25 protein-coding genes and 1 tRNA gene are annotated in these 24,338 nt (G+C 67.2%); 12 read left to right on the top strand and 14 right to left on the bottom strand.

The features are described 5' to 3' along the window. Window positions 1-13: 13 nt before the first annotated feature. The 8 genes from OC159_RS01315 to OC159_RS01280 all read right to left on the bottom strand — a co-directional run bounded on the left by OC159_RS01315 (window position 14) and on the right by OC159_RS01280 (window position 7,690). On the bottom strand, window positions 14-673 hold the full coding sequence (locus OC159_RS01315; RefSeq protein ID WP_265499338.1) for a tetratricopeptide repeat protein: 660 nt from the start codon (window positions 671-673) through the stop codon (window positions 14-16). Between the two features lie 108 nt (window positions 674-781). After that, a complete protein-coding gene (locus OC159_RS01310; RefSeq protein WP_265499337.1) occupies window positions 782-1,204 on the bottom strand; it encodes a VOC family protein in 423 nt (140 codons plus the stop codon). Window positions 1,205-1,423: 219 nt separating this feature from the next. Continuing rightward, window positions 1,424-2,023 carry a superoxide dismutase gene (locus OC159_RS01305; protein WP_265499336.1) on the bottom strand — a complete coding sequence of 200 codons (600 nt, stop codon included), beginning with the start codon at window positions 2,021-2,023 and terminating at the stop codon, window positions 1,424-1,426. 163 nt (window positions 2,024-2,186) lie between these two features. Next, window positions 2,187-2,705: a sarcosine oxidase subunit gamma gene (locus OC159_RS01300; protein ID WP_265499335.1), complete on the bottom strand. Its 519-nt coding sequence runs from the start codon at window positions 2,703-2,705 to the stop codon at window positions 2,187-2,189. Continuing rightward, window positions 2,698-5,628, bottom strand: a complete 2,931-nt coding sequence (locus OC159_RS01295; RefSeq protein WP_265499334.1) for a sarcosine oxidase subunit alpha family protein — start codon at window positions 5,626-5,628, stop codon at window positions 2,698-2,700. Before OC159_RS01295 ends, OC159_RS01300 begins: the two co-directional genes overlap by 8 nt. Next, window positions 5,629-5,961: a sarcosine oxidase subunit delta gene (locus OC159_RS01290; protein WP_265499333.1), complete on the bottom strand. Its 333-nt coding sequence runs from the start codon at window positions 5,959-5,961 to the stop codon at window positions 5,629-5,631. A gap of 123 nt (window positions 5,962-6,084) precedes the next feature. Further along, a complete protein-coding gene (locus OC159_RS01285; RefSeq protein WP_265499332.1) occupies window positions 6,085-6,333 on the bottom strand; it encodes a hypothetical protein in 249 nt (82 codons plus the stop codon). Between the two features lie 91 nt (window positions 6,334-6,424). Next, window positions 6,425-7,690, bottom strand: coding sequence for a sarcosine oxidase subunit beta family protein (locus OC159_RS01280; RefSeq protein ID WP_265499331.1), 1,266 nt, complete (start codon window positions 7,688-7,690; stop codon window positions 6,425-6,427). Between the two features lie 176 nt (window positions 7,691-7,866). Here OC159_RS01280 and ccmI point away from each other — a divergent pair, with 176 nt between their 5' ends. From ccmI to OC159_RS01265, 3 genes are all read left to right on the top strand, one after another. Continuing rightward, complete coding sequence (gene ccmI, locus OC159_RS01275) at window positions 7,867-9,078, top strand: c-type cytochrome biogenesis protein CcmI (protein ID WP_265499330.1); 1,212 nt, start codon at window positions 7,867-7,869, stop codon at window positions 9,076-9,078. Next, entirely contained in the window at window positions 9,075-9,551 is a 477-nt protein-coding gene (gene ruvX / locus OC159_RS01270; RefSeq protein WP_265499329.1) for a Holliday junction resolvase RuvX, read from the top strand. The genes ccmI and ruvX overlap by 4 nt, the downstream gene beginning before the upstream one ends. A gap of 140 nt (window positions 9,552-9,691) precedes the next feature. Beyond that, the gene (locus tag OC159_RS01265) at window positions 9,692-9,898 is read left to right on the top strand and encodes a DUF1289 domain-containing protein (protein ID WP_265499328.1); all 207 of its coding nucleotides are present in this window, start codon (window positions 9,692-9,694) and stop codon (window positions 9,896-9,898) included. Here OC159_RS01265 and OC159_RS01260 read toward each other — a convergent pair. Both OC159_RS01260 and OC159_RS01255 read right to left on the bottom strand, forming a co-directional pair. Further along, window positions 9,874-10,794 carry a DnaJ C-terminal domain-containing protein gene (locus OC159_RS01260; protein ID WP_265499327.1) on the bottom strand — a complete coding sequence of 307 codons (921 nt, stop codon included), beginning with the start codon at window positions 10,792-10,794 and terminating at the stop codon, window positions 9,874-9,876. The genes OC159_RS01265 and OC159_RS01260 overlap by 25 nt on opposite strands. Window positions 10,795-10,857: 63 nt before the next feature. Beyond that, on the bottom strand, window positions 10,858-11,916 hold the full coding sequence (locus tag OC159_RS01255) for an aldo/keto reductase (RefSeq protein ID WP_265499326.1): 1,059 nt from the start codon (window positions 11,914-11,916) through the stop codon (window positions 10,858-10,860). A 333-nt stretch (window positions 11,917-12,249) separates the two neighbouring features. Between OC159_RS01255 and OC159_RS01250 the strand changes: the two genes are divergently transcribed. Further along, window positions 12,250-12,924 carry an autoinducer binding domain-containing protein gene (locus OC159_RS01250; RefSeq protein ID WP_265499325.1) on the top strand — a complete coding sequence of 225 codons (675 nt, stop codon included), beginning with the start codon at window positions 12,250-12,252 and terminating at the stop codon, window positions 12,922-12,924. Window positions 12,925-13,257: 333 nt separating this feature from the next. Here OC159_RS01250 and OC159_RS01245 read toward each other — a convergent pair whose 3' ends face one another. The 4 genes from OC159_RS01245 to OC159_RS01230 all read right to left on the bottom strand — a co-directional run bounded on the left by OC159_RS01245 (window position 13,258) and on the right by OC159_RS01230 (window position 17,550). Continuing rightward, on the bottom strand, window positions 13,258-14,769 hold the full coding sequence (locus OC159_RS01245; RefSeq protein ID WP_322626695.1) for a phospholipase D-like domain-containing protein: 1,512 nt from the start codon (window positions 14,767-14,769) through the stop codon (window positions 13,258-13,260). A 352-nt stretch (window positions 14,770-15,121) separates the two neighbouring features. Then, entirely contained in the window at window positions 15,122-15,445 is a 324-nt protein-coding gene (locus OC159_RS01240; RefSeq protein ID WP_265499324.1) for an iron chelate uptake ABC transporter family permease subunit, read from the bottom strand. A 523-nt stretch (window positions 15,446-15,968) separates the two neighbouring features. Then, window positions 15,969-16,045 (bottom strand) — tRNA-Arg (locus tag OC159_RS01235). Between the two features lie 83 nt (window positions 16,046-16,128). Beyond that, the gene (locus OC159_RS01230) at window positions 16,129-17,550 is read right to left on the bottom strand and encodes a sensor histidine kinase (RefSeq protein WP_265499323.1); all 1,422 of its coding nucleotides are present in this window, start codon (window positions 17,548-17,550) and stop codon (window positions 16,129-16,131) included. Between the two features lie 252 nt (window positions 17,551-17,802). Between OC159_RS01230 and rpmH the strand changes: the two genes are divergently transcribed. From rpmH to yihA, 8 genes are all read left to right on the top strand, one after another. Beyond that, window positions 17,803-17,937 (top strand): 50S ribosomal protein L34, encoded by a 135-nt coding sequence (gene rpmH, locus OC159_RS01225; RefSeq protein ID WP_042247969.1) that lies wholly within the window; start codon window positions 17,803-17,805, stop codon window positions 17,935-17,937. 53 nt (window positions 17,938-17,990) lie between these two features. Further along, window positions 17,991-18,383 (top strand): ribonuclease P protein component, encoded by a 393-nt coding sequence (rnpA, locus tag OC159_RS01220; RefSeq protein ID WP_407674034.1) that lies wholly within the window; start codon window positions 17,991-17,993, stop codon window positions 18,381-18,383. Continuing rightward, window positions 18,380-18,643 (top strand): membrane protein insertion efficiency factor YidD, encoded by a 264-nt coding sequence (gene yidD, locus OC159_RS01215; RefSeq protein ID WP_265499322.1) that lies wholly within the window; start codon window positions 18,380-18,382, stop codon window positions 18,641-18,643. Before rnpA ends, yidD begins: the two co-directional genes overlap by 4 nt. After that, window positions 18,627-19,511: a tRNA 2-thiocytidine(32) synthetase TtcA gene (gene ttcA, locus OC159_RS01210; protein ID WP_265499321.1), complete on the top strand. Its 885-nt coding sequence runs from the start codon at window positions 18,627-18,629 to the stop codon at window positions 19,509-19,511. Before yidD ends, ttcA begins: the two co-directional genes overlap by 17 nt. A gap of 58 nt (window positions 19,512-19,569) precedes the next feature. After that, complete coding sequence (locus OC159_RS01205) at window positions 19,570-20,865, top strand: EAL domain-containing protein (RefSeq protein ID WP_265499320.1); 1,296 nt, start codon at window positions 19,570-19,572, stop codon at window positions 20,863-20,865. A 173-nt stretch (window positions 20,866-21,038) separates the two neighbouring features. Next, window positions 21,039-22,877: a membrane protein insertase YidC gene (yidC, locus tag OC159_RS01200; protein ID WP_265499319.1), complete on the top strand. Its 1,839-nt coding sequence runs from the start codon at window positions 21,039-21,041 to the stop codon at window positions 22,875-22,877. After that, window positions 22,874-23,635, top strand: coding sequence for an MOSC domain-containing protein (locus OC159_RS01195; protein ID WP_265499318.1), 762 nt, complete (start codon window positions 22,874-22,876; stop codon window positions 23,633-23,635). Before yidC ends, OC159_RS01195 begins: the two co-directional genes overlap by 4 nt. Next, complete coding sequence (yihA, locus tag OC159_RS01190; protein ID WP_265499317.1) at window positions 23,632-24,282, top strand: ribosome biogenesis GTP-binding protein YihA/YsxC; 651 nt, start codon at window positions 23,632-23,634, stop codon at window positions 24,280-24,282. The genes OC159_RS01195 and yihA overlap by 4 nt, the downstream gene beginning before the upstream one ends. Window positions 24,283-24,338 lie beyond the last annotated feature (56 nt).

Below are 24,338 nucleotides of genomic sequence, written 5' to 3'. Positions count from 1 at the left end.
CCTCAGTCGTTCGTCAGTTCGTGGCGTCCAGCATGTCGGCGGGTTCCGGGTCGGCGCCGAGCGCGATCATCATCTCGGACAGGCGGCGACGCAAGGCTTCGCTGAGCCCGTCCTTCTGCTGGATCTGCCGGATCAGCGACATCGCGTCCTCGGACCGGCCGGCATCGACCAGGGCCACGGCCTTCTGTTCCAGCGCCAGCAGCTCGAACGGCGCACCGGCGCGCGACAGGCGCGTCAGGACGGCGTCACGTTCGGACGGGTCCATGTCAGGACCGTTCAGCATCACCAGCTTCAGCTGCGCCAGCTCGATCAGGACGCCACGTTCGGCCACGTCGGTGACGCCGCTCAACGCCTCGGCCGCAGCCGCATCGTCGCCGGCCTGGGCGTACTCGCCGGCGGCCAAAAGTCCCGCCAGCGCCTCGCGCCCGGTGGACCCTTGCGGGTCGACCGCCAGAATCGCGGCCGGGTCGTCGCCGGCCAGGATGGCGTCGCCCCAGGCTTCGGCGGCGGCGCGGTCCTGCGCCAGGCTGTATTCGCGCCACGCAGCCCCGCCGACGATCAGCACGATCAGAAGAATCCCGATCCAGCCATAGCGGCGCATCGCGCCAGCAAGCCGGTCGCGGCGCAGTTCCTCGGTCACCTCGTCGATGAAGCTGTCGTTCTGGTTGGCCATGGCCGCCTTCAGGTCAAAGTTCCGTTGCCACGGTCTTATACCGGCACGGCGCGGAAAGCCAATGCCGGGAACGGCTTGCCCTGCGGCTGTGACAAGCGTGCCTGGCGCTCAGTCTTCGGGCAGAAGGGCCGGGTTCCAGACCACCTCCCACAGGTGGCCGTCCGGGTCGCTGAAATAGCCTGCATAGCCGCCATAGAACGTGTCCCGCGCCGTCTTGACGATCCGGGCGCCTGCCCGACTGGCTTGCGCCATGACGGCATCGACGTCAGACCTGCTGCCGACGTTGTGACCGATGGTGAAGCGGGTCGGATCTGCGGGCCCCTGCGGCACGCCCGTGTCATGGGCAATGTCTGCCTGCGCCCACAGCGCCAGCTTGAGCCCGCCCGACAGGTCGAAGAACGCGACGGCGCCGTGGTCGAACTCCTGCCCGACGATCCCCACTGTCGGCAGGCCAAGCCCGTCGCGATAGAAGGCCAGCGACCGCTGCAGGTCAGCGACGCCCAGAGTGATGACCGATATGCGTGGTTTCATGTCCGTGCCCTTTTCCATCCGGTCCGCGACATGCGGACCGCCGACAGTCTTGGGCCGTCGCCGTGGCGACGGAAGGACCCGCGATGCGGGGGCCGGGCCAACCGTCCCGAGCCTGACCTGTTTCAGACGGGGAAACGTTAAGGGCACCTGTCGGGGGCTGTCAACGGCCACGAGAAAGGCCCGCCGGATCGGCGGGCCTTGATGCGGCGGGCTGAAGAATCAGAGGCGCGAGGCCACGTTTTCCCAGTTCACCAGCTTGTCGAGGAAGTTTTCCAGGTATTTCGGCCGGGCGTTGCGGAAGTCGATGTAGTAGCTGTGCTCCCACACGTCGCAGCCAAGAAGCGCAGTCTGGCCGAAGCAGAGCGGGTTGACGCCGTTCTCGGTCTTGGTGACTTCGAGCCCGCCGTCAGAGTTCTTGACCAGCCAGACCCAGCCCGACCCGAATTGCGCCGCGCCGGCATCCGAGAACTTCTTCTTGAAATCCTCGACCGAACCGAAGCTGTCCTTGATGGCCGATTCAAGTTCCGACGGCATCGCGCCCGAGTTCGGCGACATCATTTCCCAGAACTGCGTGTGGTTCCAGTGCTGGCTGGCATTGTTGAAGATGCCGTTCTGCGCCACGGCGCCCTTCTGATAGGTGCCCTTGACGATGTCTTCCAGCGACTTGCCGTCCCATTCGGTCCCGGCGACCAGCTCGTTCAGCTTGGTGACATACGCGTTGTGGTGCTTGTCGTGGTGGTATTCCAGCGTCTCGCGCGACATCCCAGCGGCTTCCAGAGCGTCGTGCGAATAGGGAAGATCGGGAAGGGTGAAGGCCATTTTCCTGTCCTTTCGAAAGGGTTGGGTCTGCGGTCGCGGCGCACGGTCGCGCATTCGCCCGTTCAACGCAAGGGGTCGGGTGCGGTTCCGGTGCGCAGGCGAGAGAGGGGGCCGTCTGCCCCCTTACCGACCCTTGGCCAGTTGCCTCGATGCCCGGACGAACTCAGCGCGGGGCCAGCTGGCTGCCCGGCAGCGCCGCGTTGGTCAGGATCAGGCCCAGATAGTCGGCGGTCGAGCGGAAGCCGATGACGCGGAAGCCGCCGGGAATTCGCCAGATTGCGGCGGCGGTCTGCGCCACGCGGGTGCGGCGCAGCTGGCCCTGCCGCAGCGCCAGCGCATCGACCGGGGCCAGCTTGGCGATGATGTCGGCGGCATGGGGCCCGGTCACGTCGAAGACCGCGCGGGCGTCCGACACGTCGACGACAAGCCCGTGGTCACCCATCAGCGCCTGGGTCAGCGCGTCCTGCGCGTCGGCACGCTCGGCCTCGGGGAGGATCAGCAGCAGCTCGTCCGGCGACATCCAGCCCAGGCTGCGGCTGCCGTCGGTGGTGATGCCGGCGACGTCGGGAATGGCAAGGCCCGTGGCCTCGGCCAAGGCGTCGCCTGCGCGCGACAGGTCAGCGCGGATCGTGATCATGCCAAGCCCCGGAACGCGGGCGATGGCGGCCAGTGCGTCAGCCATTCAGGCGGCTCCCTTCCTTGTCGTAGAAGACGGGATCGACAATCCGCGCCTGCATCACCTGGCCCGAGGGCATGGGGAAATCCAGCACCTGCCCCATGCGCTCGGGACCGTGGCGCACAAGGCCCATGGCGATGGGCCGCCCCAGCGTCGGCGAGTGATAGCTGGAGGTGACACGGCCCTGCACGTTGCGCTGGCCGTTGGGGTTCACACCTTCTGCCACGGCATAGGCCCCGTCGGGCAGCACCTGCCCGTCGACGCTTTCCAACCCGACCAGCCGCCAGCGCTTACCGTCGACCATGTGCAGGCGCCGCTGCGCGCGCTTGCCAATATAGTCGGCCTTCTTCTTTGATATCGCCCAACCAAGGCTGAGGTCCTGCGGGATCACGGTCCCGTCTGTCTCGTCGCCGATCATGATGAAGCCCTTCTCGGCGCGCATCACGTGCATCGCCTCGGTGCCATAGGGGGTGATGCCCAGGTCCTGGCCGATCTCGTGCAGACGCTCCCACAGCTCCAGCCCGCGTCCCGCGGGAACCGCGATCTCGTAGCTGAGCTCGCCCGAGAAGCTGATGCGGAAGACGCGGGCGGGGATGCCTGCGATGTCGCCCTCGGCCCATTGCATGAAGGGCAGAGCGGCCTGCGACAGGTCGATGCTTCCGCCAAGACGTTCCAGCAGCGTCCGCGCCTGCGGGCCGGCGACGGCGATCTGGGCATATTGCTCGGTCAGGTTGGCGGTATAGACCTGCCAGTCCCACCATTCGCATTGCAGCCAGTCTTCCATGTGCCCGTGGATGCGGTCGGCTCCGCCGGTGGTGGTGTGGCAAAGCCAGGTGTCGTCGGACAGGCGGGCGACGACGCCGTCATCCATCAGGAAGCCGTTCTCGTTGCACATCAGGCCATAACGGCATTTGCCGGCCGGTAGCGTGGACATCATGTTGGTATAGAGCATGTCCAGGAACCGCCCTGCATCCGGCCCCTTGACCACGATCTTGCCCAAGGTCGAAGCGTCCAGCGTCCCCACGCCCTTGCGCACGGCCAGGATCTCGCGGTCGACGGCCATGTGGCGATCCTCGGCGCCCTTTGGATAGGAATAGGGGCGGCGCCACTGGCCGACGGGTTCGAAGCTGGCGCCGTGCGCCTCGTGCCAGGCATGCATCGGCGTCTTGCGCAGCGGCTGGAACGCCTCGCCCTTGGCGTCGGCCGCGATGGTGGCCAGGGTCAGGGGCGTATAGGGCGGGCGGAAGGTCGTCGTGCCGGTGGCCGCGATCGGCTGGTTCAGCGCATCCGACAGCACCGCCAGACCGTTGATGTTGCTGAGCTTGCCCTGATCCGTCGCCATCCCCAGCGTCGTGTAGCGCTTGGCATGTTCGACAGATGCATAGCCCTCGCGCGCGGCCAGTTCGACATCGGTGACCTTCACGTCATTCTGGTAGTCCAGCCACATCTTCGACCGCAGCTTGTAGGGCGCGCGGGCGGGCATCACCCAGACCGGCTGCGTCGCGCCCTCGGCCCGCTCCAGATCGCCGGCGCAGCGCAGGTCGCCACTGGCGGCGCCAACGGCTGTGACGTTGCCCTTGCCGTCGGCACCCAGGGGCGGGCGGTCCGGGTCGGGACGGAACATCGCCTGCGCCTTGTCCCAGGTCAGCTTGCCGCCGCAATGGCTGTAGAGGTGCACGACCGGCGACCAGCCGCCCGACATGGCGACGACGTCGCAGTCCAGGCTGTCCGTCACGCGGCCTTCGCCCGACTGGTCGCATAGGGTGACGCCCGCGACATGGCGGCCGCCTTTGACTTTGGCGATGCCGGTGCCGGTCAGGACGGTGATCCCCGCATCGCGGGCCGCCCGCGGCAGATCGCCGTCGGCCACCGGGCGGGCATCGACGATGGCCGGCACGTCAAGGCCAGCGGCCCGGGCCGCCAGAGCGGTGCGATAGGCATCGTCGTTGTTGGTGACGACGACGATGCGCTGCCCCGGCGCCACCCCGTATTCGGCAATGAAGTCGCGCACGGCCGAGGCCAGCATCACGCCCGGAACGTCGCTGCAGGCAAAGGCCAGCGGGCGCTCGAGCGCACCCGTCGCCGTGACGACATGCCCTGCCCGGATGCGCCACAGGCGCTGGCGGGGGATGCCCTGGTTCGGATCATGATCGGCCAGCGCCTCTCGGGCGATCAGATAGCCGTGGTCGTAAAGCCCCGTGGCCATGGTGTTGCGGCGCAGGGTCACGTTCGGCCGCCCGCGCAGGTCGGACAGCAGCGCGTCGATGGCCGCCTGCCCGTCCTTGTGGTCGATCGGCGTCCGCCCGCCCCACAGGCTGTCCTGTTCCAGGACCAGCACCTGCCCGCCCGCCTGCGCGGCGTCACGCGCGGCGGTCAGACCGGCGATGCCGCCGCCGACGACGACCGTGTCGGCAAAGCCGTAGGCCTGTTCATACCGGTCGGGATCAGCATCCGTCGGCGCCCGGCCAAGGCCCGCGCTGCGGCGGATGATCGGCTCGAACAGGTGCTTCCAGAAGGACCGCGGGTGGATGAAGGTCTTGTAATAGAAGCCCGCCGGGAAGAAGGGCGACAGAAAGCTGTTCACTGCGCCGACATCGGCGTCCAGCGACGGCCAGCAGTTCTGGCTGCGGGTGACCATCCCCGCGACCAGGGGCGTGGTGGTGGCGCGCTGGTTCGGCTCGAACCGGCCGCCCTGGCCCAGGCCCAGAAGCGCGTTCGGTTCCTCGGCGCCCGAGGCGACGGGGCCGCGCGGGCGGTGATACTTGAAGGACCGGCCCATCAGCATCTGGCCATTGGCCAGAAGCGCCGAGGCCAGCGTGTCGCCGGTCAACCCGCGCAGGTGGCGGCCGTCGAAGCGGAACGGCAACTGATAGGCGCGATCGATGCGGCGTCCGCCCGACGGCAGGCGAAAGGGGGGTGTGTGGGTCATTTACGTGGTCGTCCAGTCGGGGGTCCAGTCGGGGCGGGCGGCGCGGATGCTGTCCACGATGTCCGACGGCGGATGCGCGTTCTGCGCCTTGTAGGTGCCGAAGACCTGCAGCGTCGCGGTGCAGCGGGCGGCCAGGAACCACCTGCCGCAGCCATAGGCGTGACGCCAGCGTTCGAAATGCACGCCCTTGGCGTTCTTGCGGTCGAAGAGGTAGGCCTCGAACTCCTCGTCGGTGCCTCCGGGGCCGACGCGCTTCAGATGCGCCTCTCCGCCCGGTTGCAGCTCGGTCTCCTCGGCGGTGACGCCGCAATAGGGACAGGTCAGGATCAGCATGAAACGCTCCTTGCGGCGGGGGCGGGACGAACGAAACCACCGCAGGGGCTGTGCCCTGCGGTGGTTCCGATCCGAAGGTCCGGGTCGGGCCGGGCGATCCGCGCGGTCGCGGTCGCGGCGGGATCAGTTGGCCGGGGCCGGTTCGACAGGCTCGGCCGGCGATTCGACGGCCGGGGGGCTGTCGGTCTCGACTTCGACAGGGGGAACGTCGGCGCTGTCGTCCTCGACGACGACATTGGTGTCGCCGCCGGCAACCGGTTCAGTCGTGGCCGTGCCGGTTTCGGTGCCCGACATGAAGAAGAACAGAAGCGCGACGACGACAACGATGCCGCCGACGATGAAGTACAAGCCATTGTTATTGCGGTCAGCCATGAGGAACCCTTTCGGTCGAAGCTGGTGTGACCGAACAATTCCGAAGCCGGCGCGGCGGTTCCGAAGAAGAAGAACATCGGCGTGCCTCCGCCTAATGCGCGACGCCGGCGGCGACGGATTCGTCGATGAACCGCCCCTCGCGGAAGCGGTTCAGACCGAAGTCCGCGGCCAGCGGTCCGGGCGCGCCTGTTGCGATCAGTTCCGCCATGGCCCAGCCCGATCCGGGGATCGCCTTGAAGCCGCCGGTACCCCACCCGCAATTGACGAAGATCCCGCCTACCGGCGTCGCCGACAGGATCGGGGACCGGTCGCCCGTCATGTCCACGATGCCGCCCCATTGCCGCAGCATCTTCAGGCGCGACAGCATCGGGAAGGTCTCGATGAGGGCGCGGACGGTCTCCTCGACATGGTGCCAGGACCCGCGCTGGGTGAAGTTGTTGAAACTGTCGGTGCCGCCGCCGATCACCATCTCTCCCTTGTCGGACTGCGACAGGTATCCGTGAACTGTGTTGGCCATCACCACCACGTCCATGCAGGGCTTGATCGGCTCGCTGACCAGCGCCTGCAGCGCCACGCTCTCGATGGGAAGGCGGAAGCCCGCCATCTCGGCCAGCTGGCTGGAATGCCCCGCGACCACGAGAGCCACTTTGTCGCAGCCGATGCGGCCCTTGGTCGTCTCGACCGCGCGGATCTGGCCGCCCTCGGTGTCGATGCCCTTGACCTCGCAGTTCTGGATGATGTGCATTCCCATGTCCGAACAGGCGCGGGCATAGCCCCAGGCCACCGCGTCGTGGCGCGCCGTGCCACCCCGCGCCTGATAGAGGCCCCCCAGCACGGGATAGCGCGGCCCGTCGAGTTGAATGATCGGCACCAGTTCCTTGAGGCGCGCAGGCTCGATCCACTCGGTCGCCACGCCCTGCAGGTTGTTGGCATAGACGGTGCGCTTGTAGCCGCGCACCTCGTGTTCCGTTTGCGCCAGCATGATCAGGCCGCGCGGGCTGAACATGACGTTGTAGTTCAGGTCCTGCGACAGGTTCTCAAAAAGGCTGCGGGACTTTTCGTAGATCGCGGCCGACGGGTCCTGCAGATAGTTCGATCGGATGATCGTCGTGTTGCGCCCGGTATTGCCGCCGCCCAGCCAGCCCTTCTCGATCACCGCGACGTCGGTGATGCCGAAGTTCTTCCCCAGGTAATAGGCCGTCGCCAGCCCGTGGCCGCCCGCCCCCACCACGACCACCTTGTAGCGGTCGCGCGGCGGCGGGTTGCCCCAGGCGCGTGTCCAGCCCTTGTGCTGGCGCATCGCCTCGCGGGCGATGGCGAAGACGGAATAGCGGCCGGTGCGCGGGGCGTCTGGCATGGTGGCTCCCAAGGTTGCTCGGCCCCAATTTGAAGAACCGCGCGCGCCCGCTCAACCCGCGTTGCGACAGATCGCGCAGATGTGCGGCATGCGACACCATGAACCCGCGGCCCGCCCCCCATGGCCGCTTCCGGTTCGGGGTCAGGCAGGCTAGGGAGGGGCAACGGAGGATGCCCATGTTCTGGATCTTTGCCGCCGGCCTGACGGCGATCGTCGCCTATGCCATTCTGTCGCCCGTCTGGCGCGCCCGCGGCCGGGCCGAGCCTGCCGCCGCCTTCGACCTGCGCGTCTATCGCGACCAGCTGCGCGAAGTGGAGCGCGACCTCGACCGCGGCGTGATCCGCGCCGACGACGCCGACCGCCTGCGGGTCGAGATCGGGCGCAAGGTGCTGGACGCCGACCGCCGCCTGACACAGGCCGCGCCCACGGCTGCCGCAGGCAGGCCGATCGTCGCCGGCGTGGTGATGGCAGGGCTTCTGGCCATCGCCGCCACGCTTTATCTGAGCGAGGGTGTTCCCGGCGCATCCGACATGCCGCTGCAGGCGCGCTTGGTCGCCGCCGATGCCGCGTATCGCGACCGTCCCTCGCAAGCCGAGGCCGAGGCTGCCGTCCCGCCCCGCCCGCAGCCGGACCTGTCCGCCGTCGATCCGGAATATCTGGACATGGTTGAACAGCTGCGGCAGGCGGTGGCCCGCACCCCGGACGACCCCCAGGGCCTGCAGCTTTTGTCCACGCACGAGATGCGCCTCGGCAACCTTCCCGCCGCCCGCGCCGCGCAGGAGCGCCTGGTGGGGATCGAGGGCGACAACGCCACGGCCGCCCAGCTGATGCAGCTGGCGACCCTGATGATCGAGGCTGCCGGCGGGGTCGTCACCCCAGAGGCCGAGTCCGTCCTGTCCGGGGCGCTTGCCAAGGATCCGGACCAGCCGCAGGCGCGCTATCTGCAAGGCGTGCTGCTGATCCAGAACGGCCGCCCCGACCGGGCCTTCCCGATCTGGCGCCGCCTGCTCGAGGAAGGGCCGGAAACCGCGCCGTGGATCCCCTCGATCCGTGCCGCCATTGCCGATCTGGCCTGGCTGGCGGGCGATGCGGACTACACGCCGCCCGCCCTGCCCGGCCCCGACGCGGATGCCCTTGCCGCCGCCGAGGACATGCCCCTCCAGGATCGCCAGCAGATGATCGAAGGCATGGTTGCCGGGCTCCAGCAGCGGCTGGCGACCGAAGGCGGCAGCCCTTCCGAATGGGCTCGGCTGGTCGGCGCCCTCGGCGTCCTCGAACGCACCGAGGAAGCCCGTGCCATCCTGCAAGAGGCACGGACCCGCTTTCCCCAACCCGATGCTGTCGCCCCCATCGAAGAGGCCGCGCGCGCCGCGGGACTGGACCCATGATCCACGAGGACATGATCGAATTTGCAGCCGCCCTGCCACGCTTCGGCGCGCTGGCCGGGCTGGATCTCGGCACCAAAACCATCGGCGTCGCCGTCAGCGACGGGATGCGGCAGGTCGCCTCGCCGATCACGGTGATCCGCCGGCAGAAGTTCACGCTGGACGCCGCCGCCCTGCTCGAGATCATCCGGGACCGCGGCCTTGCCGGCATCGTCCTCGGGCTGCCCCGCAACATGGACGGCTCGGAAGGGCCGCGGGCGCAGTCGACGCGCGCCTTTGCCCGCAACCTGATCCGGTTGACCGAGCTGCCGATCGGCTATTGGGACGAACGGTTATCCACCGTCGCCGCCGAACGCGCGCTTCTCGAGGCCGACACCTCGCGCAAGCGCCGCGCCGAGGTCATCGACCAGGTGGCGGCAGGCTACATCCTGCAGGGGGCGCTGGACCGGCTGTCCCACCTGTCGCGGCAGGCGTGACGGCCGCGCAACGCGCGGCCCCCGGCCAAGCGGCAGCGTCCGGGTCGGGCTCCGCCCGACCCGTCCCTTTTTTTTCGCACCCCCGGTGCTTCGCGCACCCACGCTTGCCTGAGGCGCCGAAACGCGCCATCCAAGGCACCATGACCGAAGCCATCGCCAGCCCCTGCGTCGGGATCTGCACGCTCGACGACGATCTGCGGATCTGCACCGGCTGCTATCGCAGCCTCGACGAAATCGCCTCATGGGGCAGCCTGCCGCCCGAGGCCAGGCGTCGCGTCATCCGCGACCTGCCCCGGCGCCGCCGAACATCCGGCCGCGGCGACTACATCCCCTGCCGGGGATCATAGGCGTGGCTCTTGCGCCATTCCTGGAAGAACTCCGCCAGCTCGGGATCGACCTTCGGCGGTATGACGATGCGCAGCTCGACGTGCTGGTCGCCTCCGTTCACGCCACGCCCCCGAAGCCGCAGCTTCTGCCCCGAGGTCGCACCCTTCGGGATCGTCAGGTTCACCTTGCCGTCGATGGTCGGTGCCGCGACCTTCGCGCCCAGCACCGCCTCGTCCAACGTGATCGGCAGCACCAGGTGGATGTCGTCGCCGTCGCGCCGGAAATGCGGATGCTCGGCCACGCTGACGGTCAGGTAGGCGTCGCCCGCATCGCCCCGCCCAAGGCCCGGCTCTCCCTTGCCGCGCAGACGGATCGCCTGGCCGTCGTGCACCCCCTTTGGAATCGCCACCTCCAGCGTACCGCCCTGCGGCAGCGTGATTCGCGTCCGGCCGCCCTGGACGGCGGTCATGAAATCGACGGTCAGCGCATAGCGCACGTCTTGCCCGCGCATGTCGCCACGCGCGCCGCCGAACCCTCCGAAGCCGCCGAAGGGGCCTGCGCCCCGCGCCCCCGCCCGATGGCCGAACAGGTCGGCGAAGACGTCGGACAAGTCCGGGTCGCCGCCGCCATGCGACGGACCCTCTCCAAAGGGATTGCCGCCGGCGTGCTGGTGCCAGCGGCGGCTCATCCGCTCCTGCCCCTGGGCGTCGATCTCTCCGGCATCGAAGCGGCGGCGCTGCTCGGCATCCTTCAGCAGGTCATAGGCCGCCGAAGCCGCCTTGAACCGCGTCGCCGCCGCCGGATCGTCGGTCAGATCCGGATGGTCCGTCTTGACGATGCGCCGGTAGGCCTTCTTGATTTCCTCCGCGCTGGCCGTGCTGGACACGCCGAGCGCTTCGTATGGATCGCCTGCCATGCCTGAAACCCCATCTGCCGTTTATTCTGTCTCGTCAGAAAGATATACGCGGCAGGCGTTTCATCAATAGGGCAACGGGTGGTGGCGGTGCAGTCGTTCGATCCCGCGTCGCAATTCGTCGGTAAGATCACGTCCCAACCCTGCGATGATGTGGCGCAGCTGATCCATCGTTGTCGCCCCGATGATCGGCACGACCTTGAAGGGCCGCGTCAGCTGCCAGGCGATCGCCATGTGGACGACGTCCCAGCCATGCTCGGCCGCCAGCGCGCCATAGGCGTCGGCCGCCGCGATGCCGCGACCGGTCTTGCGGCCGCCGAGGATGCCCATCCCGCCCGACGCCTTGTCCACCGCCGCGCGGCTGCCGTCGGGCATGGCGTCGCCCGAATACTTGCCGGTCAGCAGGCCCGCCGCCAGCGGCGAATAGGACAGAAGCGTCACGTCCTCGTTCACCGCCACCTCGGCCAGGTCGGTATCGTACATCCGGTAGAGCGGCGAATATTCGTTCTGGATCGCCGCCATCCGCGGGCTGCCCGTCCTGTCGGCGATGTCGCACCAGCGCGCCAGCCCCCAAGCCGATTCGTTTGACAGCCCGACCGCGCGGATCTTGCCCGCCTGAACGGCATCGCGCATCGCGCCCAGCACATCCTCCATATGCGCCAGCGTCGCGGACTTGTCCTGCGCCGATGGGTCATAGGTCCAGTTCTGGCGGAAGGCATAGGACCCGCGCACCGGCCAGTGCAGCTGGTAGAGGTCGATCCGGTCCGTCTGCAGCCGCCGCAGCGAGGCGTCTATGCAGTCGCGCACCGTCGCGCCGTCGACGGTCGCGCCATCCCGGACCATCTGGCTGGGCCCGGTGATCTTGGTCGCGATCTCGACCCGGTCGCGGTTGCCGGTCCGCACCAGCCAACGGCCGATGATGTCCTCGGACAGGCCGATCGTCTCGCGGCGGACGGGGTTGACGGGATACATCTCGGCGCAGTCCATGAAGGTCATCCCGATCTCCAGCGCCGCGTCCATCTGGGCATGAGCCTCGGCTTCGTCGGTCTGGTTGCCGAAGGTCATGGTGCCCAGGCAGATCCGGCTGACCTCGACGTCGCTGCTTCCAAGTGTGACGCGTTCCATTCGCTGATCCCTGTCCATCCGTGTTGCGCGGCAAGCTAGCGAACGGTTCGGTGGACGCAAGCCGTCCCTTCGCGAAGAAACGGCTTGCAAGCCCGATCTGAAATGACAAGCAATATCACTGCTTCAAAAAAACCAGCGCGAGGCTGCAACCCTACCCCCGGAAGGGCGTGACCGACCTCTGAACCCTGAACTCTTGAAAATATCGGGCTCAATGGCAGCCACTAGCCGGTCATCGCGTTTACGCCTATAGCCCCATAGGGCTACGTTGCGCCGAAGACACCGGCCGCCGTGAAACCGATTGCACGCCGATACAGATCGAATGACGCGCCACCCATGCCGATGACTTCCCCCCTCCTTGCCGAAATCGACCAAGAGCTGAGCCATCTCGCTCCGCGCGGCTACATGTTCGGCCTGCATATCCGCTTCTCGCGCCCTGTGCGGCGCGTCTGCACCTATCCCTCGCGCTGGATCCAGACCTACACGCGGCGGAACCTGGGGATCGGCGACCCCATGATGATCTGGTGCATGCTGAACGAAGGCGCCATCCGATGGGGCGATCTTACCCGGATCGCGGCGGATCCCCTCGACGTCATGGCGCAGGCCCGGCACTTCGGCCTGACCTTCGGTGTCGCCGTGGCCCACGGACCAGTCGAATCGCGATCCTATATTGGCGCCGCCCATGACAGCCGCGACTTCACCGATGCCGAGATCGACCGGATGGCCCACCTGCTGCGGACCGGCCACGACCATCTGGACCGGGCCACTGCGCTGCGCCCGATCCTCGTCGAGGCGCTCGAGGCGATTGCCTGCGGCATGACCTATGACCAGGCCTGCGGCGCGCTTGGCATCTCTCGGACCGCGCTGCGCTATCGGCTGCAGACTGCGCGTTCTGCCCTGGGGACCGAGGACAACGCCCAGGCCATCCGCAAGGCGATCGACCTGGGGCTGATGAACAGCAACACCATCGCCGGGATCAGCAAGGGTCTGCCGAGCGGGCCGGAGGGGTAAGAATGTTGGCTGCGGTGGGGGTCCACGATTGCCGGAGTGGAGCGTTGCTCAGCAGCCAGCATGGGGTCGCCTCGCTGCTCGAGGTCTCGGCAAGGACGCGGCCCAGATAAACAGAGCTTTGCAAGACAGGGGGCTATGCGCCTGAAGGCCATCTGCAGGGAGCGTGGGGTGAGCGACCGATGCAACAGGCGCCGCGGGGGACGAGGCAATCGCTTCGACATCCTGTTCGGCAGGCTCATGGACCTGCGATCCGCGCCTCCTGTCATCGGCACGCAAGGGTATTCCCCGCCGCGGTCGGTGCCCTCCCAACATTCGATGGCTCGGTTCGCTGACCTACCGCCGACGACGCCACAGGCGGTGCCGGGGCCAGCGCCAACCTTTGAAGAGGCTGCGCTTGCCAAGCGGCTCGAAGATCTTGTCAGGGCCTTCGGGGTCCAGGATCTCGTTGTCGGCCATCCAGGTTTCCAGGCCGCTCAACTCGGGGACCTCGTAGGGGATCAGCGTGCGCCCGGTTCCGGGGGCGTGACGGCTGGCCTCGATCGCCGCGATCAGGCCGCCATGCGTCCTGATCCTTGATGACACCTCGTCCTGCGACAGCGCCAGATGTTCGGCAATCAGATCGTCGCGCAGACCGGCGACGGTGCGCCGCATTTCGTCCGCACCGGGGCGATCGGCGGCCAGCACGACGTCGCATTCCGTGTCCAGCCGCATCGAGCGATTGTTGAAGTTCGACGAGCCGACGCGGAGATAGGTGTCGTCGACGATGGTGACCTTGGCATGGACATAGATCTCGTGTCCGCCATCGGTCACCGGGTGATAGATCCGCAGCCGGCCGCGATGGTCCAGCCGCTGCAATGCCTCGACCAGCCGGGCGCGGGCGGTGTCCATGGCCAGCGGCTCCAGCCAGCCCTGCGCGGTGATCGGGTTCACGATGACGATCTCTGGCGGGTCGTCCTCGACCAGCCGCCGCGCGATCGCCTGAGCGATGCGGCGCGAGGCAAAATACTGGCTCTCGGCATAGATCGACCGCTTCGCCCTCGCGATCAGGTCCAGGTACATCTGCTCGATCTCGGCCACCGGCTCGATATCGGCCATCTCGGGCCGCGTGCGCGCGATGGCCAGCGGCACGTCACGCAGGGTGGGCTTCAGCCCTTCGGGCCAGCAGGCAGATGATTTGATGACCGGCTCCAGCTTTTCGCCCGAGGCGACAAGCCACCGCTCGCGTGCCAGATCGCCCAAGGCCCGCGCCGCAGGACCGTCGAAGGCGCTTGTCGCGTCGTGCCACGGCACCAGGGGCTTGCCGCTGACGCTGGTGCGACGGGGGTCGTCGTCCAGATGCTCGCGGGTGTCCCAGCGTCCCTCGGTCATGTCGATGCCGCCGCAGAAGGCCAGGCAGTCGTCGATGACCACGATCTTGTGGTGGTGAGAGCTGGCAAGCGGGTGCTTGCCGTCCAGCCGCAGCGTGATGCGCGGATGCATCTTCCAGCGCAGGATGGTCAGCAGCGTCGTGCCCCGCAGCATCGCCTTGAAGGCGCCGGTGTCCCATCTCAGCAGGCGTATCTCCAGCGAGGGCGTGCGTCGTGCCAGCCAGATGACGAAGTCGCCGAGCACAGCGGGGCCACCATCGCTGGCGTCGCCCAGATGGATGCGCGCGTCGAAGTCCCAGCCGATCATCAGGATGCTGTGCCTGGCCTGGACCATGGCCTGCCGCACCGCGCGGAAATACTCGTCGGCATCGGCGATGAAGCTGAAGCGTTCCGACGTCTCGACCCGCCAGCAGTTCCGGCCCGCTTGCGTCAGGCGGTCGTTGCAGCCGTCCATTTTCGTCCCGATGCCCCTCGTCACGTCCTTGCGCCCTGTCCCGCCCAGGAGAGGGATCCACGTGCAAACGCGCCGCCGCGCCCTTCGTTCCACCGCAACTTCCGTCACTTGCATGGATGTTGAGGCCCGCTGTGACGCTGCCCGGGCGACGCTTTCGGTAAATCTTGAACCAATCGGAAAAGCGTCTTTCTCGTTGATGTCACGGCAACACGAAGAGTGCGTCGTTGCCACCAGCACTGACCATGGCCGGATCACGTGCATCCTTGCGTGGCTGCGATGTCAGAAGCGCGTTCCTTGACCCGCCGCAGGCTGCCCCTGGTCCAGAACACCACGGTGGCCACGGCCTACCGGCGAGGGAGGTAATGGATCAGCGACATCAGCGCGATGAAGATGAAGGCCGGGGCGATGCCGGCAGGATGATGGTTTCGTTGTTGACGTCTCGCCGCAGGCTGAGGGCATGGATCGCAAGCGAGGTCAGCATCGCCATCAGGAAGGCGTTCACCGGTATGATGTAATCGACCGCGAAGGGAAAGTGCGCGGCCCCGAGGCCGCGCCGCCCCGAACCTCGCCCCGGCGGAATCCCACGCGTGAAGGGGCTGTCCAGCCGGTCATTCAGGATCGTCTGCATCTGCATGCCAGCCATCGACAGGCTGGCACCGACGACCAGCGCCAACAGCGCGACGAGCAGGCGGATTCGCACAAATCCTGTTCGTCCGCCAGGCGGGCCGCAGCAGCGCCTCGACCACCCGGCCGAGGCTGTAGCGCGGCTGTTCCAACCCCAAGTCGGTGCCGAGGCCGAGGGCGACAGCCGCCGCAAGCGCCAGCAGGATCAGTTGGCGCCGCAGCACCATTGCGCCATAGAAGTCACGCCCCTGCACCGCCACGGCGTCGTTACTGCTCACTCAGCGACACCCAATACGCCCTGCTGAGTACGGCGCCCTGCCGAAGGCGGACAAGTCAAAGCATCTCCGCTTCAACGATCTTCGAGGAACAGCAGTTACGCTGCTATCCGAAGCTGGCAACGGCATTCCCCAGATCTGCCACACTCTGCAGTCAGCGACGCGCATATCGGAGAAGTATCTCGCCACGACCCCTGCCCTATCTCGGGCGGCGATTCTGGCCTTTGAGAACAGCCCGGCAACTCAATTTGCAAACAGCTGCAAACCGGCCCCCAACAGGTCGATCACCGGCCACATAAAGTGCACGGAGATTAATAACCTGAATGGCGGACCCGGAGCGATTCGAACGCCCGACCCCCAGATTCGTAGTCTGGTGCTCTATCCAGCTGAGCTACGGGTCCGTCTTGAGGAGGGGGCTTACCGGCCAGTTCGGGGGGATGCAAGAGCGAAAAACGAAAATGGGGTCAGGTTTTTTGGAAAGCTGTCACCCGGCCTGCAGGATCGGGCCTGGCGACACCGTGGTCATGCCGCGGGGGATGTGGATGCAGAACTGGCTGCCCTCGGCGTCGCTGCGCAACAGATCGAGGCGGCCGCCATGTCCGCGCACCAGATCCGCGGCGATGGTCAGGCCCAGGCCCGTCCCCCCACGGCGCGTGCTGCCCGTGAAGGGCTTGAAAAGATATTCGCGCGCCTTGTCGGGCAGGCCGGGGCCGGTGTCGCAGACCTTGATCCACCAGCCGGTATCGCCCTCGCCCGCGCCGATCTCGACCGTGCCGGGCTGGCCCATCCCCTCGATGGCCTGGCGGGCGTTGCGCGCCAGGTTCGCCAGCACGCGGTAAAGCTGGTCCCGGTCGGCGCGAATCGTCAGACTGGGCGGAATGTCGATCAGGAACTCGACCTGCCCCGCCGCCTCGCCGGCCAGCGTCTCGGCCTCCACGACCTCGTTGACCAACTGCGCCAGGTTGAAGCGCGACAGCGTCGGCATCGGCTCCTCGGCCTTGCCGAAGGCCAGCGTCGTCTCGCAGAGGTTCACAGCGCGGGTGATCGAGTTCACCAGCTTCGGCGCGGCGCGCCTGACCTTCGGGTCGGCGCTTTCCTCCAGCCGGTCGGCGAAGATCTGCGCCGTGGTCAGGATGTTGCGCAGGTCGTGGCTGATCTTGGCCACCGCCTGCCCCAACTGTGCCATGCGCTCCTTCTGCTTCAGCGACGAGGTTACCGTCTGCTGCATCGACTGCAGCGCGGTTTCGGCCTCGTTCAGCTCGGCCAGGCGGGCATCGGGGATGATGATGTGGCGCGCATCCTCGGGCGCGTTGGCATAGGCGGTCATGTGGGTGATCACGCGCCGGATCGGCACCAGGATCAGCCGTTGCGCCGCCAGAAACAGCAGGATCGCCGTCAGGATCGAGAACAAGGCCGATACCGCAAGCAGCCGCAGCGCATAATCGATCATCGCCTGCCGAAGGGGCTGGATCTGCATGGTGATCTCGATCAGCTGCCCCGCCTGGTTCACCGGAGAGCCGATCACCCGGATCACCCGGTCCTGCCCGTTCAGAAGCACGGCCAGCGAATCGTCGATGGTCTGCAGGACATCCTCGTCGCGCAGGTCGTATGTGGCGGCGATGGGTCCGGGAATGCGCGACGACAGCACCAACTGCCGGATGTCGTTGCGCCGCAGCACGACGTTCAGGACGCCGGCGTTCTGCAGAAGCTCGCTTTCCAGGTCCGTCGCCAGCGAATCGTCGGTGGCCAGCAGCGCGAGGCTGGCGATCTGCGCCCGCTCCAGCCGCGATTCGAGATAATCCAGCCGGAATCCCGCCAGGGACGGCAGCAGGATGAACAGCTCTGCCAGGATGACGAACATGGTCGTCAGCGCGGCGAATCGGCCAGAGATCGTATTCAGTCGCATCTTGTCCGGATTGTGGTATGGCCAGCGCCGGTTATCGGCCACGCGAGGTTTGGATTGCACATCAAACGAATGTGATCGCGACAGGGTTCCGTTCAAGGCCCATCTGCGCCCCCGTCGCGATGAAGTGTTGACGCAGGCGGGCAGGTCCACTATCCAGCGGGCTTCGAACAACCGGCGCCGTTGCGCGGGGCGGCTTTTGGCCACCTTGCCCCGACTGGCCGCCCCCCGCAAGAACCGATCCGGAGACTGACCATGAAGCGCACCTTCCAACCGTCGAACCTCGTTCGTGCGCGCCGTCACGGCTTCCGCGCCCGCATGGCCACCAAAGGCGGCCGCCTGGTGCTGAACCGCCGCCGCGCCAAGGGCCGCAAGCGTCTGTCGGCCTGATCGCGTCAGGCGATCACGCCGGTGGCCACGGCCGCCGCATGAAGGCTTTCGACATGCCGCCACTGCCCCATCCTGCTGACGATCAGCCCAGGGATGCCGGCAAGGCGGCATTTCGCATGCCTCCGGTCCTGCGACAGCGGGCCGAATTCCTGGCCGCCTCGCGCGCCAGGCGACAGGGCACGCCCGGTTTCCTGCTGCAGGCCCGCAGGCGCGACGACGATGGTCCGGCGCGCGTGGGCTTTACCTGTTCAAAGAAGATCGGCAACGCCGTGGCCCGCAACCGGGCCAAGCGCCGCCTGCGCGAAGTCGCGCGGCTTCATCTGCCGACGCTTGGCCGCAAGGGCTGGGACTATGTTCTGGTAGGCAGGCCGAAGGCGACGATCGATCGCGGCTTTTCCGACCTTTGTGAGGATTTCTCCCGCGCGATGGCCAAGGTCCACGGATGACCCCCCTGGCCCGCATCGCGGCCCTGCCGGTGCGGGCCTACCGCCTTGTCGCCTCGCCCTGGGTCGGGCACGGCTGCCGGTTCCAGCCGACCTGCTCGGCCTATGCGCTCGAGGCGCTAGAGCGTCACGGCGCGCTCCGCGGTGGCTGGCTGACCCTGCGCCGCATCGCGCGCTGCCATCCCTGGGGCGGCTGCGGCTATGACCCCGTTCCGGGTGCCGATCCCGATCACGAAGAGGCCCGCCATGCTGGACGACACTGACGAGACCGAGATCCACCCGCTGTTCGCCGGCGCCCCCCGGGCGACCGAGTTCCGCAAGCTGCGCAAGCGCCTGGTCCGCGAAACTCGGTCGGCAATCGAGGATTACGGCATGATCCGTCCGGGCGACCGATGGCTGGTCTGCCTGTCCGGCGGCAAGGACAGCTACACGCTGCTGGCGATCCTGCACGAATTGCAGTGGCGCGGGTTGCTGCCGGTTGATTTGCTGGCCTGCAACCTGGACCAGGGACAGCCGAATTTCCCGGCGACGGTCCTGCCCCAGTTCCTGAAGGCACGGGGCGTGGCCCATCGGATTGAATACCAGGACACCTATTCCATCGTGAAGGAAAAGGTTCCGGCAGGCCGCACCTATTGCGCGCTCTGCTCCCGCTTGCGGCGCGGCAACCTTTACCGGATCGCGCGGGAAGAGGGTTGCTCGGCGGTGGTCCTCGGCCACCATCGCGACGACATCCTGGAAACCTTCTTCATGAACCTCTTCCACGGCGGGCGCCTTGCGACCATGCCGCCCAAGCTTCTGAACGAGGACGGCGACCTGACCGTCCTGCGCCCGCTGGCCTACGTGGCCGAAACCGATTGCGAACGGTTCGCCCGGGCGATGGACTATCCGATCATCCCCTGCGATCTCTGCGGCAGCCAGGAAGGTCTGCAGCGCGTGCAGGTCAAGCGCCTGCTGGACGAGTGGGAGGCCAGGACCCCCGGCCGCCGCCAAGTCATGTTCCGGTCGCTGATGAACGTGCGGCCCTCGCACCTGCTGGACCCCAAGCTGTTCGATTTCGCATCGCTGTTTCCCGGCGGCGGCGCGGCGGACGACGATGTTCCGCAGCTTCGCGGCGAAGCTCTGGAACATTAACCGAACGAAAAGCATTCCGCGCTAGACCTGATCACGTTGATTCCGTGAGAGGTCCGGCATGTCCAGGAACGTCCATCGCCTGTTTTCGCCCATCCGCAAGTTTCTGGGCAGCACGTCCGAGGCTGGCGACGTCTCGCGTTCGGTCCTGATCCTCAGGCTCGAGAATACCGAGACACTGGGCCGCCTGCTGGACAAGACGGCGCTCAGCCATCTTCTGGTCCAGCTGTCCATGGCGCTCGGCCGGGCGGTCCGCCCCTATGACCCGGTCCAGATCATTGCGCCCGGTCTTTTCGCCTTCGTCCTGCGGGATCGAACGGACCGAGATGCGCTGCACATCGCGCGCCGCTTGCAGCAGCAGGGGCAGGCGCCGATCGCCTTGTCCGGGCAGACCGTGACGCCGGTGCTGTCGGGCGTGCTTGTCCACGCGGAAGCCCCCGGCCTGCCGGACGTGGGCGCGCTGATGGACAACGCCCGCCGCCGGATGGAGATGGTGGACGACAAAGGCCTGGGCCAACTGAGCCTTTTCACCCACGACCCAAAGCTCGCAGGACCGGAACTGGTCGCCACGGTCACCGACGCCATTCGGGTCGACCAGATCGAGGCATGGTTCCAGCCCCAGATCAGCTGCCACACTGGCCGCATCACCGGGTTCGAGGCCTTGGCCCGTTGGAACCATCCGCAGCGCGGCCTACTGACGCCAGCGGCATTCATGCCGCAGATGTCCGAAGTTGACCACAACAACCTGACGCTGTGCATGCTGGCGCAGTCGCTGGCGGCGCTGAAGTCCTGGGACGAAGCCGGCTTCGACGTGCCCGCCGTGTCGATCAACATCTCGAACTGCGAACTTTCGGACGCGAATTTCGCCAGCTGTCTCTTGTGGGAGCTTGACCGCCATGACATCGCCCCGCGCCGCCTGGTCGTCGAGGTCCTAGAGAGCGTGGGCCCGCTCACCAGCAGCGCCGAAACGCGGGCGAACCTGCGCAAGCTGGCCAAGGCCGGTTGCCAGATCGACCTGGACGACTTCGGCACCGGCTATGCCAGCCTGGACGCGATCCGGCAGTTCGGCATCAACCGCATCAAGATCGACCGAAGCTTCGTGACCGCCTGCGACATCGACCCGAACCAGCAGCGCATGATCCTGGCGATACTGGCGCTGGCCGAACGGCTTGGCATCGCGACGCTGGCCGAAGGGGTCGAGACGCGCGAGGAGTACGGCTTCCTGGCGCAGATGGGCTGCGACGAGGTGCAGGGCTATGCAATCTCCCGCCCCATCCCGCTGCTGCAGACGTTCGATTTCCTGTCCCGTCACAGGACATCGGCCGCCGACCTGCCGACCATCGCCCGCCGCGGCTGACGGTTCCCCGGCGGCGTTTGGCCGCAGCCAAGCCCCCGGCGGGCAGCGCGGCCCCGCTTCGGACCGTTCCGAAGCCCCTTGTTTTCCTGCACCGGATGCCAAATCCGCTTGACCTTTCGGGGTCGCTTCTGTTGAACCGGCGCGACTGACGCGATGACGGTGGTAACCGAAGTATGGAAGACAACAACCGCAATCTGATCCTGGCGACGGTCCTGTCGTTCCTGGTGATCCTGGTCTGGTACACGGTCTTCGCCCCCGAGCCGGTGTCGGACCAGCCCTCGGGCCAGCCCCTGACCGAGCAGACGATCACGGACCAGCCACTGGCCCCTGCCGCCACCGAAACGGCGCCCACGGACCTTGCGGTGGCCCCCGGGGCTGCCGATCCGGTTGCTCGGGTTCCCATTGCGTCCGAGGCGCTGGCAGGCTCGGTCTCGCTGCTGGGCGGACGGATCGACGACCTGCTGCTGACCCGCTACGAAGAGACGCTGGACGAGAATTCGCCCGACGTCCGCCTTCTGTCGCCCTCGTCCGCGACCGCCGATGATACCGTCGTCACCGATCCGGCGGCCTACAAGCCCTATTACGCCGTCTATGGCTGGACGCCCGGTGCGGGCGTGGATCCGTCTGCCGTTCCAGGTCCAGGCACCGTCTGGTCGCTGGAGTCCGGCGACACGCTGTCCCCCGGCCAGCCGGTCACGTTGGCGTGGGACAACGGCGCCGGCCAGGTCTTCCGCCGCACCTTCCAGCTGGACGAGAATTACCTCTTCACCGTCTCGCAGAGCATCGAGAACAACGGCGACGCCGCGTTCACGGCCGCTCCCTACGGGATCATCGCACGCCACGGCCGTCCGAACACGCAGAACTACTTCGTCCTGCACGAAGGCGTCGTCGGCATGCAGGACGGCACCCTTCTGGAGATGGACTACGGAGATATCGCCGAACTCGAGCCAGTCGCCCGCGAAGGCCGCGCCGAGGTCTACGAGGTCAGCGGCAACGGCTGGATCGGCTTCACCGACAAGTACTGGATGACGTCTTTGGCGCCCGCGCCGGGTCAGGCCTTCACGGCGGTCGTGAAATACGCCGACGGCGCCGACATCTACCAGACCGAAGCCCGCTTCCCGATGCAGACCGTGCAGCCGGGCACGCAGCTGACCGCCGACAGCTACCTGTTTGCCGGTGCCAAGGTCTGGGAGGTCCTCGACGGCTACGCCGAGGCCCCCGGCATCGAGCGTTTCGTCGACGCCATCGACTGGGGCTGGTTCTATTTCCTGACCAAGCCGATCTTCCGCCTGCTGCACTGGCTGCACGGCATCATCGGCAACATGGGCTGGGCGATCATCGCGCTGACCTTCGTGCTGAAGACGCTGGTCTTCCCGCTGGCCCGCAAGTCCTACATCTCGATGGCGAAGATGAAGGAACTGCAGCCGCAGATGGAGGAGATCAAGAACCGCACCGGCGACGACCGCATGAAGTTCCAGAAGGAAGTCATGTCGCTCTACAAGCGCGAAAAGGTCAACCCGGCCGCCGGCTGCCTGCCGATCCTGCTGCAGATCCCGATCTTCTTCTCGCTCTACAAGGTGATCTTCGTCACGATCGAACTGCGCCACGCGCCCTGGATCGGCTGGATTCACGACCTTTCCGCGCCCGATCCTTCCAGCCTTCTGAACCTGTTCGGCCTGCTGCCCTTTGCGGCGCCGGCCCAGGGGACGCTGCTTCACTCGTTGTCGCTGCCCGCCCTGGCGATCGTTCTGGGCATCAGCATGTGGATGCAGCAGCGGCTGAACCCGGCCCCAACCGACCCGGCACAGAAGATGATCTTCGCCTGGATGCCGTGGATCTTCATGTTCATGCTGGGCGGTTTCGCCTCGGGCCTCGTGCTCTACTGGATCACCAACAACGTGATCACGATCATCCAGCAGTACACGATCATGTCGATGCACGGGCATCGCCCGGACCTGTTCGGCAACATCAAGTCGTCGCTGCCGGCCCGCCGGCGCGAAGGCGGCAAGTGACCCCGCGTCTGGCCCTGATCCGCCGCCACCCGATCAAGTCGGTCGGCGGAGAGGGGCTGGACAGCGTCACCCTCCGGCCCGCCCGCCGCCTGCCCGGCGACCGGGAATGGGCGATCCTGACCGAGGCTGGCGAACGCCACGCCGTCGCCAGCCAGGCCGCGGGCCAGCCTGACCGCTGGCTGCCCAAATCCTGCTTCCTGCGCGGCGTCGCCTCGCTCGATCTCCAGGCCATCAGGGGCGGGTGGCGGGATGACCGCCTGCATCTGTCACATCCGCGCCACGGCAGCATCACGATCGATCCCCATTCCGAAGGTCCGCGGCTGATCGACTGGCTGTGCCCCCTCTGGCCGACCGAGGCCCCCGCGCCGACGCGCTTAGTGCAGGGCGCCGCCATCTGGACCGACCAGAAGTGGCCGTGGCTTTCGGTGCTGTCGCTCTCCAGCCTCGCGGACCTCGAATCGCGCACGGGCCAAACCCTCGGCACGCATCGCTGGCGCGGCAACCTCTGGATCGAGGGCTGGCCGCCCTTCGCGGAACGCGAACTGGTCGGCCACGTCATCCGCGTCGGAGAGGTCGAGCTGCGCATCACCGCCCATGTGGGCCGCTGCGACGCCACCAGCGCCGACACCGAAACGGGGCAGCGCGACATCGACATGGTCCAGACGCTGGACCGCCATTTCGGCCATACCGACTTCGGCGTCTTTGCCGAAGTCGTCACCGGCGGCCAGATCCGCCTTCAGGATCAGGTCACCACATGAAGGTTTCATTCCCCGTCGCGCCAGAGCCCGACGCCGCCGCAGCCGAGGCCGCGCGCCTGCTGTTCGCCGGTCCCGTCGACTTCCTCAAGGGCGTCGTTGCGATGGACGGCCTGCCCCCCGCCGACCGCCCCGAAGTCTGCTTCGCGGGCCGTTCGAACGTCGGCAAATCCAGCCTGATCAACGCGCTGACCGGCCGCAAGGGCATCGCCCGCGCTTCGAACACGCCGGGCCGCACGCAAGAGATCAACTATTTCACCCTCGGCGACCGGTCCTACCTGGTCGACCTTCCCGGCTATGGCTTTGCCAAGGCGCCCGTGGCGGTCGTGGCCAAGTGGCAGGCGCTGCTCAAGAACTACCTCGCCGGTCGCCCGACGCTCCGCCGCGCCTTCTGCCTGATCGACTCGCGCCACGGCGTGAAGGATGTCGATCACGAGATCATGACGCTGCTCGACCGTTCCGCGGTGCCGTTCCAGGTCGTGATGACCAAGACCGACAAGCTTGGCCCGAACGCGGTCAGGCCGGTGCTGGCCCAGGTCGAGGAGGCGCTGCAGAAGCATCCCGCGGCTTACCCAGAGATCGTGGTGACGTCTTCCGAGAAAGGCCACGGCATTTCCACGTTGCGGACGATCATCGCCGGGCTGGACTGACAGGCGCATGCGCCCTAGGGTCCGCCCCGTCAGCCAGGGACCTTCAGGATGAGAAG

It is taken from the genome of Paracoccus beibuensis (assembly GCF_026162625.1).
In the GTDB taxonomy this organism is placed as follows: Bacteria; Pseudomonadota; Alphaproteobacteria; order Rhodobacterales; family Rhodobacteraceae; genus Paracoccus; species Paracoccus beibuensis.
The sequence above is the reverse complement of the archived record's forward strand: the minus strand, read 5'-3'. Positions and strand labels throughout refer to the sequence as shown.